This window comes from Ensifer sp. M14 (genome assembly GCF_003355565.1).
In the GTDB taxonomy this organism is placed as follows: Bacteria; Pseudomonadota; Alphaproteobacteria; order Rhizobiales; family Rhizobiaceae; genus Ensifer.
In genome coordinates this window covers 625358-640265 of sequence record NZ_QJNR01000014.1, presented here as the reverse complement: position 1 = coordinate 640265, position 14908 = coordinate 625358, and the positions used below count along the sequence as shown (strand labels likewise).

14 protein-coding genes are annotated in these 14908 nt (G+C 58.7%); 9 read left to right on the top strand and 5 right to left on the bottom strand.

What is annotated here, in order from left to right:
- Positions 1-259: 259 nt before the first annotated feature.
- Entirely contained in the window at positions 260-979 is a 720-nt protein-coding gene (locus tag BLJAPNOD_RS31460; protein WP_343215835.1) for a CBS domain-containing protein, read from the bottom strand.
- 220 nt (positions 980-1199) lie between these two features.
- On the opposite strand from BLJAPNOD_RS31460, the gene BLJAPNOD_RS31455 reads away from it, so the two are divergent.
- The 4 genes from BLJAPNOD_RS31455 (at position 1200) to BLJAPNOD_RS31440 (ending at position 3733) form a co-directional block, all read left to right on the top strand.
- Positions 1200-1598: a hypothetical protein gene (locus BLJAPNOD_RS31455; protein ID WP_147294617.1), complete on the top strand. Its 399-nt coding sequence runs from the start codon at positions 1200-1202 to the stop codon at positions 1596-1598.
- Between the two features lie 18 nt (positions 1599-1616).
- Positions 1617-1961 (top strand): cytochrome c, encoded by a 345-nt coding sequence (locus tag BLJAPNOD_RS31450; RefSeq protein WP_244611164.1) that lies wholly within the window; start codon positions 1617-1619, stop codon positions 1959-1961.
- 261 nt (positions 1962-2222) lie between these two features.
- Positions 2223-2804, top strand: coding sequence for a universal stress protein (locus tag BLJAPNOD_RS31445; RefSeq protein ID WP_244611163.1), 582 nt, complete (start codon positions 2223-2225; stop codon positions 2802-2804).
- 338 nt (positions 2805-3142) lie between these two features.
- A complete protein-coding gene (locus BLJAPNOD_RS31440; RefSeq protein ID WP_115422667.1) occupies positions 3143-3733 on the top strand; it encodes a CYTH domain-containing protein in 591 nt (196 codons plus the stop codon).
- 16 nt (positions 3734-3749) lie between these two features.
- On the opposite strand, the gene BLJAPNOD_RS31435 is transcribed toward BLJAPNOD_RS31440, so the two are convergent.
- Entirely contained in the window at positions 3750-5201 is a 1452-nt protein-coding gene (locus BLJAPNOD_RS31435) for a DUF6880 family protein (protein ID WP_115422666.1), read from the bottom strand.
- A gap of 140 nt (positions 5202-5341) precedes the next feature.
- Positions 5342-5869 (bottom strand): hypothetical protein, encoded by a 528-nt coding sequence (locus BLJAPNOD_RS31430; protein ID WP_115422665.1) that lies wholly within the window; start codon positions 5867-5869, stop codon positions 5342-5344.
- On the opposite strand from BLJAPNOD_RS31430, the gene BLJAPNOD_RS31425 reads away from it, so the two are divergent.
- The 5 genes from BLJAPNOD_RS31425 to BLJAPNOD_RS31405 all read left to right on the top strand — a co-directional run bounded on the left by BLJAPNOD_RS31425 (position 5868) and on the right by BLJAPNOD_RS31405 (position 12126).
- Complete coding sequence (locus BLJAPNOD_RS31425) at positions 5868-6392, top strand: Hsp20/alpha crystallin family protein (RefSeq protein ID WP_115422664.1); 525 nt, start codon at positions 5868-5870, stop codon at positions 6390-6392. The two genes, BLJAPNOD_RS31430 and BLJAPNOD_RS31425, sit on opposite strands and share 2 nt — an antisense overlap.
- A 68-nt stretch (positions 6393-6460) precedes the next feature.
- On the top strand, positions 6461-7291 hold the full coding sequence (locus BLJAPNOD_RS31420) for a universal stress protein (RefSeq protein WP_115422760.1): 831 nt from the start codon (positions 6461-6463) through the stop codon (positions 7289-7291).
- A gap of 539 nt (positions 7292-7830) precedes the next feature.
- A complete protein-coding gene (locus BLJAPNOD_RS31415; RefSeq protein WP_199566070.1) occupies positions 7831-8550 on the top strand; it encodes an ABC transporter ATP-binding protein in 720 nt (239 codons plus the stop codon).
- A 51-nt stretch (positions 8551-8601) separates the two neighbouring features.
- Positions 8602-10923: an ABC transporter permease gene (locus tag BLJAPNOD_RS31410; RefSeq protein WP_244611162.1), complete on the top strand. Its 2322-nt coding sequence runs from the start codon at positions 8602-8604 to the stop codon at positions 10921-10923.
- A 3-nt stretch (positions 10924-10926) separates the two neighbouring features.
- The gene (locus tag BLJAPNOD_RS31405; RefSeq protein ID WP_115422662.1) at positions 10927-12126 is read left to right on the top strand and encodes an HlyD family efflux transporter periplasmic adaptor subunit; all 1200 of its coding nucleotides are present in this window, start codon (positions 10927-10929) and stop codon (positions 12124-12126) included.
- A gap of 17 nt (positions 12127-12143) precedes the next feature.
- Here BLJAPNOD_RS31405 and BLJAPNOD_RS31400 read toward each other — a convergent pair whose 3' ends face one another.
- Both BLJAPNOD_RS31400 and BLJAPNOD_RS31395 read right to left on the bottom strand, forming a co-directional pair.
- Positions 12144-13259, bottom strand: coding sequence for a site-2 protease family protein (locus tag BLJAPNOD_RS31400; protein WP_115422661.1), 1116 nt, complete (start codon positions 13257-13259; stop codon positions 12144-12146).
- Positions 13260-13310: 51 nt separating this feature from the next.
- On the bottom strand, positions 13311-14702 hold the full coding sequence (locus tag BLJAPNOD_RS31395) for a trypsin-like peptidase domain-containing protein (protein ID WP_244611161.1): 1392 nt from the start codon (positions 14700-14702) through the stop codon (positions 13311-13313).
- Positions 14703-14908 lie beyond the last annotated feature (206 nt).

Here is a 14908-nt window from a genome sequence, read left to right as displayed (position 1 = left end):
TTCGTCGTCCGTCGCCGTTGCGACCGCTGCGGCGACGGCAAGCCGGAATGGCGGTACGGCTACCGCGCCTCTCGCCACCGGCAAGACTGATCAATTTGGGCCTGCCACCGCGCTTTGCGATTGCGCTTGCGATGTTGCCCCCTGCACTCCGACGTTGCCGAGCATGACGAATGGGGATCTTGCTCGTCGAGGAAATGCGCGCCGCCTGGCCGGAAATGTCGCCGATTGGGTTGAGCGCGATCGCAAGCACGCGCATCGCTCACGGCTTCGGCTTGGGCGACGCACGCTCAGTTTCATGGGCAACCCGAAGCTCATTTCTCACGCATCCGACGCCATCGACGGCCTCCGCTGCCACGCGTGCAGCCAAGCGCTTCACCCCGCTTTCGACCGTGCCACACAAGGTAACGACACCGCGATCGACCCTCACCTCGATGACGTTCCGATCAAGCCCCAAATCAGATGCAAGACGCGCCAGCACGGCGCACTTGATCGCCTCGTCACCAGCGGCGAATCTTTCGGGTTCAGCCGCAGCAATCAGTTCGAGAATGTCACGACGGCTGACGATACCGACGATCCGGCCATCACGAATGACGGGAACTCGCTTTATGGCTCTTTTTGCCATCAACTCAGCGATCTGGCCTACTGGCGCATCGGTCCCGACAGTCAGGGAGCCTCGTGTCATCACGTCGTCGACGCGCCAGCCATGCCCTTTGATGTATGCCTCGGCGACTTGCGTTGGCGAGCTTGTTTCCTTTTTTCCAAGTGCCGCCGATCCCAACTCGGCACGTCGCAGCAAGTCGCCCTCGGACAGCATGCCCACCAGCACCCCTTCATCGTCGCAAACCGGCAATCCACTGATATGGTTGTCGAGCATCAGCTGTGCGGCATGTCTTACACTGTGGTCGGGGCTGATGGTTATGACCGTTCTGGTCATGATGTCCGCGGCGCGCATATGGGCCTCCTCGGTTCTGAATGACAAGTACTATATCCCCAGGAGCGGTAGTTCAGATTGATACCCGTCAAATATTGGACGCAGGATTCTTAATCGCGCCGAGTGGCGGCACATTGATCGGCATCAAAGATGCGGATGCCGGACCTCGATAGGATAGTTGCAATCTGCCGGTACCGCTCAAGCGGGTACCGATGCAGCAAACGTGTGTGCGCCAAATCGATCAACTTCGGCGAGAAGGAGCTAGACCATGCAAGCAGCACCCATTCCCCAAACGAAGCCGTCCTTCTGGCCGAACCCGTCATCCGAATTTGCTTTGGCCGACATTGCGAGTGCGCAATTGCCAGTCGCACGCGCTCAAATGGCGGCGATCGAGGCGACCCTGCGCTATCAGATCGAGGGGTTGAAGTTTCTTGGGAAACGCCTCGATAGCCACTTGCGCCTCCTCGAAAACAGCCAACAGCCCGATCACATCAACGACCTGTTCGATGTTTGGTGCAGCTTTTACCAGAACGCCTTTATTGATTATGCCCAAGAGGGAGCCCGGATCGCCGAGATCGGCGCATCGCTCGCCAAGAAAACCGCAAATCGTCTTCATCAAGATGAGAAGCACCTGGTCGAAAATTTGGCCGTACAGACTGCCATCTAGCGAGGCAAGATCGTGCCAATGATCCGGGCGGAAAGTCTTAAGAAGGCAGTCGTCATCGCCTTCTTCCTGCTGTGCTTCAAGGAGGGTGCCGCGGCCGACCTCGTCCGTGGCCACAGCATCGCCGTTCGATGGTGCAGCGAATGCCACGTGGTCGCCCCCGGGCAGGGTCACGGCTCCGATGCCGTTCCGACATTCGCGGAGATGAAGGCTTCAGATCGGCTCGACGAAGCCCAGCTGAAGGCCTTCCTGGCAGCTCCCGAACATTCGCGCATGCCCAATCTGTCGCTGACGCGCTCCGAAATTTCCGACCTCGTCGCCTATATCAGGGCGCAGCGTAAGGACGGCCAGAACTCAGGAGACTAGATGCATCAAAGGCAAGGCGACGCGTCTATCGGCATTCAGCGCCGAACCGTCACGTCACCTTTAGCCGTCATAGACAGGCAACGGATCGACCAGCGCTGCGAAGGAGAGACCGACCGCGGAACAGGCGATCGTTGATGTTGTCACCGTCATCGCCGTTCACCCCTTTGAGCCGGCGCTACGACATCACGTCTGACGGCCCGCCGCCTTGACGCTATCCAACCGGTCAATGGGTCTTTCACATGGTCAATCGAGGGCGTTGTTTTGACCACGGTCAATGCCATCCAGCTGAAGTCGGGCAGACTTGCAAAAGGGAAAATGGCCATGATCAGACACATACTTGTCGCAACCGACGGCTCAGAAAAGGCGCAAGAAGCTGTAGTCCTTGCCGCAAACTTCGCGAGGGCTGTCGAGGCTCGCGTTACGATTCTGCACGTCATCCTGCACGGAGTGAGGGCAGACGAGATGAACCGGCTGGCTCGATCCGAGAATTTGGTACGGAGCGTGTCGGGCGTTGTATTGCCTGGCCAGGAGCAACGCTTCATCTCGATGCATGATTTGTTTCAAAGTGCGCAGGTCGACATCGGCGAGACGGTAACGGCGCTTGGAGAGCGCATCGCAGAAGATGCAGCGGAAGAAGTCCGAGCTATCGGCGTCAAGGACGTGAGCCAGCGGGTCGAACCGGGCGACTATGCCGATACCGTTCTGGCGGTGAGCCAGGAGATTGGTGCAGACCTGATCGTCGTCGGCAGTCGCGGCCTCGGACGACTGTCCGGCATGGTGCTTGGGAGTGTTTCGCAAAAGATCGTCCAGCGCGCCCTTTGCTCCGTCATGCTCGTGCGCTGAAACGGCAGCGCGCTGATGGCTGTCCCTCCGCGCGCGGCTTCGGATCCATCAGGATCATTTTTAACCGGATACAACTGCCCAGAGCTGACCCGGGAAACCTTGGCGGAACAGAAATCCAAGACGCAATCGATCGGGTTGACAGCAGTCAATGCGTTGCAGTGAACAGACGTGTTCAAATGCTGGCTTGGCGCTTACTGCCCGACCGGGTTCGATGCGAACCAAGCCCTGCCGAACTCCAGATCGGCGGCAAGCCGATCCAGCCAACCCATGCCGCTGCATGATGGCAAACGCCAAACTGAGTAGAGACTTCAGCACATGGTTTAACTGGTGAGGCAAAGATGGCGGCGGAAATAGAAAGGAAATTTCTGATCCTTGACGATCGCTGGCGGCAGCATGCTTGCGGAGGTTCCGTGTTGCGACAGGCGTACCTCGTTTCGACGAAGGCACAGATTGTTCGGGTAAGAACAATTGATGCACGGCGCGCGACGCTCTCTGTGAAGATCCGAACCAGCCGGACCAGACGCGAGGAATTTGAATATGACATCCCTTATGCGGACACGTGTGAGATGTTTCAACATGCTCGGGGGATCGTCGAAAAGACACGCTACGAAGTGAACCATCAAGGTTTCGTCTGGGAGGTTGACGTCTATTCCGGCCAAAACCGTGGCCTCATTGTTGCTGAAATCGAACTCGATAGCTGCAGCGACAATCCCCCGCTGCCCGAATGGCTTGGCCCCGAGGTTACTGGAAACCCGCACTTTTCAAATCGCGCCCTGGCAAAAAGGCGTCACATCCCTGCGATCACGACCGCCCGTTTCGGCCTGTCGCTCCCGCTTCCGGCGAGCAACACCAATCCACACATATCAGCGCCAACGGAGGCGCTGGCTGGCATTTCTGGATCGGGCCGGCGTGAGGACGAAGAGGTTTGAGGCGAATGCAGTGTCTTCAGATGCCATGCTGCAACACCAAGCTCCAGAAGCCATACTTCTTGTCGTGTCGAAGTCTCAGATCGGCAATATAGGCGTCGTGAGATGCAATGCCGCCGAAATCAACTATGTTTCGGGCGAGCGACGTACATTCTGCAAGGTGGCGCGCCGCATGCTTGTAGCGGCTCGAGCGAGCGGTATCGAGGGTGAAGTCGATCATGGCGCGCAACACGATCGTTGCAGCGACCGGGTGCTTTTGCGCGAGTGCCTCCGCTGCCGGCGTCATAAGTTCGTAAAGGTCGCCGTCAAGTTCGATCCCTCGCCGACAGACAAGCTTGGCAGCCTCCGCAGGTGACGGCCACCGCAGGAAGAAGACGAGCGCCAGGTGGACATTGGGGAAACCCTGGGCATAGCTGAATGCCTTTTCCTCCGCTTCGAGATCATCGAAGTCCGGCAAACGCCGCAAATAGCTACGCAGGTGTTCATCGTTGAGCGACTGTTCAAAGCACTTCCAGCGAAATGCCTGTGCCTCCTCGCCACGCTCAAGAGCCTCCAGCGCCTCGGCGCGGGCAAGCTGCCATTCGAAGGGGACTTCGGAGCGACCTTTCGTGTCGACCTTGTCCAACGCCTTTAGCGCCTCGTCAGGTCGCCCCGCAGACAGCAGGCGATTGGCGATGTCCACCGCGACCATGGGCGCCCTGCGCGTCGTTTCCGGCTGCTGCGCGATGTAGGCATCGACGTCACCCTGCACGTCGGCGATCTCCTGAATTGCAATGCGCACTGTCAGATCCCGATGGCTGCCGTAGACCTCGTCTTCAAACATAGGCCCCTGGCTGCCCCAGCCGATGACCTTGCGCTCATCTCCCACTGGCTTCTTCTCGTTCGCCTCCTTTCCCCACCGCACGAACCCAGTCTTGAGGCGTTCAAGGCCATCGTTTCCCAGCGCCGGCGCCATCGCAGTGATTAGCGGGTCAAACTGACCGTAGCCGTTATTCTGCACGGCAGCGCAGACCTTGTCGGCCAGGCCATCAGTATCCACTTTGGCCGCCTTGGCGATGAGGCCGGCATCTCTGCATGCTTGGTGGAAGCTCTGGATGAGCGCGCCGCTGCCATCGTCGGATCGCTCGAAGATCGGCTCGGCGAGCGCGAGGAATTGCCAGATCAACCCGAACGCTTCTTTCGGATCGTCGGGGGCGATGACTTCCACGATCATTTTGCGCTGCGCCTCCAGATCGGTCTTGAGCGCCTTGACCTTTCGCCAGTCGACAAACGTCCGGGCGCGGGCAATACTTGCCAGACGTTTGCGAACCTCGCGGGCGGCCTCCGCACCACCGTGACTACCGGCAAGCTCGTTGCGCAACCGACGTTTTGTCGCGGCACTACCGGTGCTGATCTCCATCACCAATTCAGCCAGTCTCTTGGCGCCCAGAGTTTCTAGGTTCTTGGCGTTCAACGTCGTCTTCGGTGCCATCTATTTTTCCAGGTTTTTGATCGAGGAGAGGATATAAACCGCCAGCATCGGGGGCGACAACTGGGTGAGCTTTCGCGATCGGTAACGTCGTTGCGAAACAAGGCTGTGCCAGTTCGGTCTTGGCGCACCGCCGGGCCATCCTACGCGTGATCTTGGAACAGCGGTCCCGTGACTGCTACCTTGACGAACAACAGCCCGACCTGGAATACGAGCCGGCGGTCGAACGGGCTTTCTTTGCCCTTCGCGAACTTGAATTTACTATCCAATTCGACGCTCTCTTGCCTATCTTTGAACAGTGCGCCCTTGATTATTAGCACGCTGAAAAGCGAAGCAATCATCAGAATAGTCATGACCAGCAGCAGCCTGTTTAACAGGGCCGTTCTTATCATGTGAAATATCCGACGCCTGGACATCTTGGCTTCCCAGAATGCTGGTTCGCGTTTCCAACAACGACACATCCAGCGACGCTCTGCATTGCTCTTCGTCAAAGCGATGCCGACCCACCTTTGACGGCCATCAATGCGCGTCGCTTCCAAACGCGCTCTAATTGCCATGTCCGGTGCTGACACGGCGCAAAGAGCAAGGCGAAGTCCGTCAAATCGAACTGCCCATTTGCTCACCTCTGTCGCAACCCGCACCCGTATTAGTTCGAAGGAGATAGCAATCATGGCTGAGACTTCAACCAAACTTCCAATTAAGCAAGAAAAGGAAACCCCGGCTCGCACGGAATCGTGGATGCCCTTTGACAGCCTTCGGGCCGAAATCGACCGCCTGTTCGATGACTTTACCCCGAGCTTCTGGCGCCGCTCGTTTGAGCCTAACCCTGCTCGTCGGGCACCTCTTTTGCCGAGCTGGGCCATCGCACCGGCCGTCGACCTGGTGGAAAAGGAGGCAAGCTACGAGATCACCGCCGAGCTGCCGGGTATCGAGGAGAAGGATATCGAGGTGAAGGTTTCAAACGGCAACCTGTCGATCCGCGGCGAAAAGCAGGAGGATCGAGAAGAAAAGGACAAGGAATATGTGTTGTCGGAACGGCGCTACGGCTCGTTCCAACGAACCTTCAAGCTGCCCGAGGGCATCAAAGCTGACGACATCACAGCGACCTTCTCCAAGGGGGTGCTGACGGTGACGCTGCCGAAGAGCAAGGAGGCTCTCCAGAACGATCGCAAGATTCAGGTGAAAGCAGCTTGAGAACCCGACGTCCGGCTCCACAAGGGACACGCTTCGTTTGTGGAGCTGCGCGTAAGATGGAGGAAGACATGCCCTTCAAGACAATTCTAAATGTGCTCGGCGAGCACGGTGCAGCCGAGGATCTTCAGATCGCGATGAAACTCGCAGGCGAGGTAAGTGCACATTTAACCGCCCTGGTGGTTGCTATGGCGCCTGTACCGAGCGGGCGCTATCAGACGCTATCGCCGAGCTGGTTGGAAGTGCGCGAACGCAACCTGCAGAAGCTTGCCGGAAGCCTCACGACTATCCGCGAGCGGATCGCAGCGAGCGATTTGTCGTTTGACGTCGACAGTGTCTACGCGGAAGTCGCCGGACCAGCCTATGACATCGGTGAGAGGGCGCTCTACGCCGACTTGCTTTTGGCCGGACCCGCCGCCTTCATGAGCGAGGACCTGAAGCCACAGATCATAAGCGGCGGGCTCTTTCAGGCGGGACGCCCCGTCCTGTTCGTTCCACCCGATGTCGACGTGACCCTGCGGCCAAAGACTATCCTGCTCGCGTGGGATTCGCGCCCGAGTGCAGCACATGCGGCAACGGATGCGCTCGAAATGATGAAGATGGCCCAGTCCGTACACGTCACCATGGTCGACCCAGTTGCCGCTTCGAGAGTGAGTGGTGACGAACCGGGTGCGGACATCGCGACCTATCTCGCGCGCCACGGCATCAATGTCTCGGTCGATACACTGCCGAGCTCGGGCCGGTTGGTAGTGGAGACCCTGCACAGACACGCAATTGACATCAACGCCGACATGATCGTCATGGGTGCCTATGGGCATTCCAAACTGCTGCAGCTGATCCTCGGCGGCGTCACGAAATCGATGATTAATGAGGCCAAGTTTCCCATTTTAATGGCGCATTGAAGGCCAGGTGGGAGGCGCCTGCAGATGATGGGTCAGGCATGAAGCCGGGAACTCCCCGCAATTGTCGGGTTTTGGCATTTGACGTCCAGGGCCCTTGTCGTGCGGAACGCAAGGATTGCTGAATTCCTCGACCTCGCCGCGATGGATTCCGTGATAAACCTTGAACCATAGGCACAAATGCTTGGAAGCGGTCGCGAAAACACAGCGTATCAAGCAGGGGCCGCGCGGGTAGCCAGGTGGCTCAGCCCCACTGGCAAGTGCAAGCGGAAGTGAGGTTGGTCGCCAGCCTTGCCATAGGACTGCCGGGCCTCGCACGCGATGAGGACATCAAGAACTTCGCGCTTGTTGCGCCCGTGCGCGTGCTTGGCCGGTCGCGGGGCAAATCGCCCGCCGCGCGCCGTGCGTGGTCAGCGCAGAACCGGTAAAAAGAGCTTTCAAGTTTGAGATATCGCATATCGAAGAGTATGTCTCCAGCTGATGCGTGGAGGCTGTGACAACAGTCGGCATATCCAAACCTCACGCATCACAGAGGGTGACCGGTGGAAACAGACACGGCAGCCGTCGCGCTGGCAGCGCGCAATCTCACGAAGATCTATCGAATGGGGGCCATCGACGTCCCTGCCCTTCAGGGTATCGATGTCGATCTTCACAAGGGAGAACTGCTTGTCCTTCTTGGACCATCCGGAAGCGGCAAGTCCACCCTGCTCAACATCCTCGGCGGCCTCGACAGGCCGACCAGCGGTGAAGTCCGGTTTGGCAACCAGTTGCTCGAGATGGACAGCGAACGCGCGCTCAATCGCTACAGACGCAACCATGTCGGGTTCGTCTTTCAATTCTACAATCTTATACCGAGTTTGACCGCACGCGAAAATGTCGCCCTTGTTACGGAGATCGCCAGGGATCCCATGCCGCCAGTCGACGCACTGACCCTTGTTGGGCTGCGCGACCGGCTCGATCATTTCCCGGCACAGCTCTCGGGCGGAGAACAGCAACGGGTAGCAATTGCCCGCGCGATCGCCAAGCGGCCCGACTTGCTGCTTTGCGATGAGCCGACGGGCGCGCTCGACAGCAAGACCGGAATTCTCGTGCTTGAGGCCATCCTCAAGATCAATCGAGAGTTCCAAACGACGACCGCGCTCATCACCCACAATGCTGTGATTGCCGAAATTGCAAATCGCGTCCTATATTTTGCGGACGGGCGCATCGTTGAAACGCGATGCAACGAAGTGCAACGTGCGCCCGGCGAGCTGACCTGGTGAGTAGCCGCGATGACGAGCCTCGACCGAAAGCTACTGCGACAGCTCTGGAGAATGAGGGCTCAGCTGCTGGCAATCGCACTGGTGATCGCGTCAGGCACGGCACTTTTGACCATGTCGTTGACCACGATCGAAGCACTTGAAGAAACGACTGCCGCTTATTATGAGCGCACCCGCTTTGCCGATATCTTCGCTTCCGCCAAACGCGTACCCGATTACCGCAGCCGCGACATAGCGGAGATTCCCGGCGTCAGGCTGGTCGAAACACGGCTCGACGAGCGTGCCATCCTCAACGTCTCCGGGTTTCTCGACCCAGTCGTTGCGCGCGTAATCTCCCTGCCCGAACGGGGCCCACAACTCTTGAATGCACTTGTGATCCGATCTGGACGTTTGATCGACCCCACTCGACCGGACGAGGTTGTGGTCAGCGAGCCTTTTGCGCAAGCGCATCGGTTGAAGCCCGGCGACAGCTTCGATGCCATCTTGCGAGGTCGCAAGCGCACATTGCAGATCGTGGGAACCGCGCTTAGCCCGGAATTCGTATATGCGATCGCTCCGGGGGGATTGATGCCGGATGACGAGCGCTTCGGCATTCTTTGGATGGGGCGGGACGCCTTGGCGGCCGCTTTCGACCTCAAGGCTTCCTTCAACAGCGTCTCGCTGAGCCTATTGCCAGGAGCTGACGTCAACGACGTCATTCGTCGGCTCGATGACATTCTCGTAAAACACGGTGGCATTGGGGCCTATGGCCGAGCAGACCAAACTTCAAACTGGTTCCTGGAAAGCGAAATAGCGCAACAGAAAAACCTCTCTCGCGTCATGCCCGCGATATTTCTGGCGGTGGCCATCTTTCTCACGAACCTGGTGATGGCACGTCTCGTCGATACCGAGCGACGGGAAATCGGCCTGTTGAAGGCTCTCGGCTATGCCAACTGGACGATCGGATGGCATTACTCCAAGCTGGTGTTCGCGATAGCAGCCACGGGCATCATGATAGGATCGCTCATCGGCGCATGGCTTGGTCATTGGAACACCGAACTCTACACCAATTTCTACCGCTTTCCGTTCCTGCTCTATCGTCCCGGCCCTGACGGCTTCGTCTTTGCCGGTACGATTAGTCTAGCCGCGGCACTGGCCGGCAGCCTTATGGCAGCCTACCGTGCCGTTCGGCTGCCGCCGGCCGAGGCAATGAAACCGCCCTCGCCGCCCGCCTATCAGCGGACTTGGGCGTCGCAGACCGCACTCACCGGTGCGCTCGACGAACCAACACGCATGATCTTGCGACGGATCATCAGGTGGCCTGTGCGCGCATTGTTGACAAGTCTCGGGCTGGCGATGTCAACCGCGGTCATGATCATGGCCTTTCAATGGGTCGATGCCGTCGACACTCTGGCCGAAACTGTCTTCGAACGCGGCCAGCACCAGGACGCGACGATCGCTTTCAACGAACTCCGCCCGCTCAAAACCGTTGGAGACTTCGAGAACCTGGATGGCGTGCTTTCGGCCGAGCCCTATCGTTACGTGTTCGCTCGCATCAGCCACGGGCATCTTGGCGAGCGCCAAGGCATCATCGGCGTGCCGGATGGCGCTGTCCTCAGCCCGGTGTTCGATGTTTCGCACGGACGGATCGACGTCCCTCGTGACGGGTTGGTCATCTCCAGCAAGCTTGCCGATTTGCTCCGCCTCGAGATCGGCGATACTGTCCTGATCAAGCTCTTGGAGGGGCGCCAACCCCTCGTCAGCATGCCCGTCGTTCGAGTGTTCGAGACCTTTATCGGCAAGCCGGCCTATATGAACATGGGCGCGCTCAATCGCCTTGCCGGAGACGGTCGTGTTGCAAGCGGTCTGCACATCCGCGTTGACGCGGCTGACCGTTCCGCCCTCATGACAAAGCTCAAGGGCTTGCCGGGCATCTCTTCCATTCAGTTTCGTCAGGCCGCCATCGACACCTTCTATAGAACGATGGGCGAGACGATCTTCATCTTCATCGGCTTTTTTGTCGCGTTCTCGATGACCCTATCGGTCGCGGTGACCTACAACTCCATCCGCATCGCCCTTTCGGAGCGAACGCACGAGCTTGCAACGTTGCGCGTCCTCGGTTTCACGCGCTGGGAGATCTCCTACATTCTCCTGGGAGAAGTCGGCCTGCTCACATGGCTAGCCGTTCCTCTCGGGGCCGCAATTGGCTTTTGGCTTGCGTGGTGGATGACGAGTGCTTTCGAAACCGAACTCTACCGCGTGCCATTGGTGCTTCGCGATGCAACTTACGCCAAGGCAACCATCATCATGCTTGTCTCGGCAGTGGTTTGCGCCGCGGTCGCGCGCCGGAGGCTCGATAAATTGGACCTGATCGCGGCGCTGAAGACAAGGGAGTAGCAGGTGCGCACGGCACGAAAGCGACTGGCAATCTGGGGAAGTCTGGCAGCATTGCTGGCAATCGGACTTGCCTATGCATTGCGCCCGCAGCCGATCCAGGTGGACCTTGCGACGGCGCAGACCGGACTTCTACGCGTTACGGTCGACGAAGAAGGGGAAACCCGCGTGCGTGAAGTGTACACACTTCATGCTCCCCTTCGTGGCCAGTTGCAGCGCGTAACGGCCGAAGCCGGCGATCCGGTCAAGGCAGGAGAAACCCTGCTTGCTCAGATTGAACCAGCAGCTCCAGCCTTCCTGGATGTGAGAACAGAGGCAGAGCAGCGGGCAGCGGTAGAGGCTGCAGGGGCAACCTATAACCTTGCGGCCGCCGAACTCAACAAAGCAAAGGCGGACCTGGCCTTTGCCGAGGGCGAACGCGCGCGTGCGCGTCTGCTGATAGAGCGAAATACCATCTCGAAACGGGCACTTGACGATGCGGAGCGCATCTACAACGTCGCTCAAGCCAACCTCGCTACGGCCGAGGCGGCACTCAATGTCAGGCGGCATGAACTTTGCCAAGCACGCTCCCGGCTTTTGTCACGCCAGGAGATCAGGGACCGCAGTGGACCTTGCGAGTGCGTTCCATTGACTGCACCCGTCAATGGCGTCGTCCTAAGGGTCATGCGCCGCAGCGAAGGTGTGGTTGAAGCAGGTACCCCACTGCTGGAGATCGGCGATCCAGATGACAAGGAGATCGTCGTCAATCTTCTCTCAGAGGACGCCGTAAAGATCAAACCGGGTCTAAGGGCTATCGTGGGCGGCTGGGGCGGCGATGACCTGAATGCCGTTGTGCGCCGGATCGAGCCGTTCGGCCAAACCGAAGTGTCGGCGCTCGGCATAGAAGAACAGAGAGTGGACGTCATCCTCGATTTTGCCGACGCACCGGATCGTTGGCGCCCGCTCGGGCACGGATATCACGCGGACGTCGAAATCATCCTGTTCGAGGACATGGTCCTGAAGCTGCCGCTTGGAGCATTGTTTCGCCAAGACGACAGCTGGGCCGTCTTTGTTGCGGGCGAAGGTCGCGCACGATTGACGCCCGTCACCCTTGGCCAGCGCAACAGCCTGGAGGTAGAGATCAAAAACGGGGTGACGGCGGGCGAAAGGGTCGTCCTCTACCCGAGCAACCGTTTAGCGGACGGGACTGCCATCGTTGAGCGATAGGCACTCAGCGGCGTAAGCTATTGGCGCGGTTGGCGATTACGGTGGCCTGGCTGAAACTGCTCATCTGCCTCGCGAAGCATCAGCAATTCCCGAACGGTCTCGTAATTCATGAGGCCGACGACGCGCTGACTGCGATCGACGACCGCTACGGCGGGCGCACTGGCTTCCTGCATCAGCCGGAGACTGACGTCGATATGCGAGCGCACGTCGACCGTGGGGATGTCGCGCCGCATGATACCTAGAACTGGTGCGTTCGTCCCTCTTTCTCTCATCGCCTGAACGATGCCCTCGCGCGTCATTAGCCCCTCGAACCGGCCCGCCTTGTCTACAACGGGAAACTCACTTTGGCTGGTGGCGAGCAAAAGCTCAACTGCATCTCCGACACGGGCCTGCGGGTCCAACGTTGCGAAGCGGGTAATCATCACGTCAGCAATGCTCGTGCCGTCGGAGATCGCCTGCAGCTCGTTTCCTTGTGCTTCCGTTTCCGCAGCGAAATAGACGAAGATGGCAATCAGGATAAGAAGCGGATTGACGAATACGCCAAAGATACCCATTGCCAAGGCGATCGCCTGCCCGACCCTAGCTGCAAGCTTGGTGGCACGCGTCCATGACAAGCGCCAGGCAAAAATGGCCCTCAAGACGCGACCACCATCCATAGGAAAGGCAGGTATCATGTTGAACAAAAACAGGAAAATATTGACGCCGGCAAGCCTGGCGAGAAAGTTGATACGAGGATCCTGGGGTGCCACTATTTGTTCCCAACCGAGCGTGCCTCCGATTAACGCAACAAGAAGTGTGGCAATCACGATATTGACCAGCGGCCCTGCAACAGCAGTCACAAACTCTTCGAATGGCTTGGTTGGGCTGCGTTCCAACCTTGCAACACCCCCGATCGGCAGCAGGGTAATATCCGGTGTCTTGATGCCAAAGCAGCGGGCAGCGGCGATATGCCCAAACTCATGGAGCAGCACACACAGGAAGACACTGATGATGAAGGCAACTCCCTCCCAGGCGGCAGGCAAGCCTCCGATCCGGTAGTGCATGACCCAGATCCAGATGAGCAACAGGGCGAATGTCACGTGCACGCGGATCTCTGTTCCCGCGACAGTTCCAAGTTTGATGGACCATTGCATAGCGTTCCCGTTCCTGCGTTTCCTGGCTTGCAGCGAACTTGCGAGCGATCGCTACTCGGCCTCTATGCGATAGGCAGTGCCGGCGCGCAGGATATCGATTGCGATCTTTCCGTCGTTCGTTTCCAAAAGCTCCTGAATCTGAGCGCCGGAGAGAGCGGGATCGCCGTTGATGGCTGTGAGATAGTCCCCGGTCCGCAGGCCAGCCGCATATGCGGCGCTATCGGAGGGAACCGCCAAAAGCACCGGTCCGGAAGGCATGCACGCGCGCGAAGTGGGCGATACAGGCAAGCCAAAGACCACCGCGTGAAGCACTGGATGCATCGGCACAGTTTGGATAAAGTCGGGATTTGAGAGCGTCAGTGCCAATGTCTGCGTGGCACCTCCACGGCGAATGTCCAGGCTGATGCTTGCGTCGGGGGGAAGAAGGCTGACTGAATTGTTGAAGGCGGCCTCTGTCGAAAGTGTGCGACCATTGAGGGCTGTGATTATATCCCCGAGCCTTACACCTTGACGTTCTGCTGCCGAATTGCAGGCAATTTGGTCAACGACCAGGCCACTGGCGTTGCCTTCGTCGGTGCGGGCGAGTGTGACGGAAACCCCGAGCCACCCTCGTTTGATCTCACCATCCTTTATGAGAGCTTGGACGACCTGTGCCGCGATGTCGGAGGGTATCGCAAAGGCGATGCCCTGGCTTGCTTCATTGGGTATGGGCACGCCGCGCATCACGCCCAAAAGCTTGCCAGCCGCGTTCACGAGCGCGCCGCCCGAACTGCCGGGATTAACGGCTGCATCTGTCTGGATATAGTCTTCGTAGTCGTCGACACCGAGGCCGGAACGCCCCAGTCCACTCACGATCCCGAAAGTGGCGGTCTGCTCCAGACCGAGTGGACTACCCACTGCAGCCACGAAGTCCCCCACTTTCAAGTCGGATGATCGGCCCCAGTCAAGGGCGACGAGGGGCAAGGCGCCAATTTTGATCACGCCTAGATCCGTCGTCGCGTCGCTTCCAACGATTTCCGCCGGCAAGACCCGGCCGTCCTGAAGTGTAACGACAACGTCATCGGCATCGGCTATCACGTGTCGGCTGGTGACGATGTAGCCTTGATCGCCATCAATGATCACACCGGAACCGGTTGTCGTTGCGTTGGTCTCGACGATAAAAGCGCCCTCAGGCAGCCCCAAAATTCTGCGGATCTTCTCGTCATCGAGCAGTTCGTTCGTCAGTACGCGATTGGCGGTAGTGCTGATGCCGACGATGGCCGGCCTTACGCGATCGAGCGTGCCGGAGAAACTCAGGTCGAACCCGCTTGCTGAGGCAAAGGTGACTGCGGCCATGTGGATCACGAAGACCAGCAGCAAACCCGGGACATTCGGCATCTTTCGCGCTCCTTGCAATAGCGTCAGCATCTCAGCTTCGCGTACCAGCGCATTGACGCGCGTCAATCCGACCCTCTCTCCGCGGATGAAGGTTCCCGATTGCGACGATTTTCTTGCAGATGAGCGACAACAACATGTTGTCCGCCAGGGGCATCGATGATGGAAGCGGCAGGCGATCCTCCCCGGAAATGGCAATTTCGTTTAATTGATGACCTTCCGTTCGGAAGCCCTCTGTGCTCCATACGAGGATCTTCGTCTTGCCGCGCTTTACG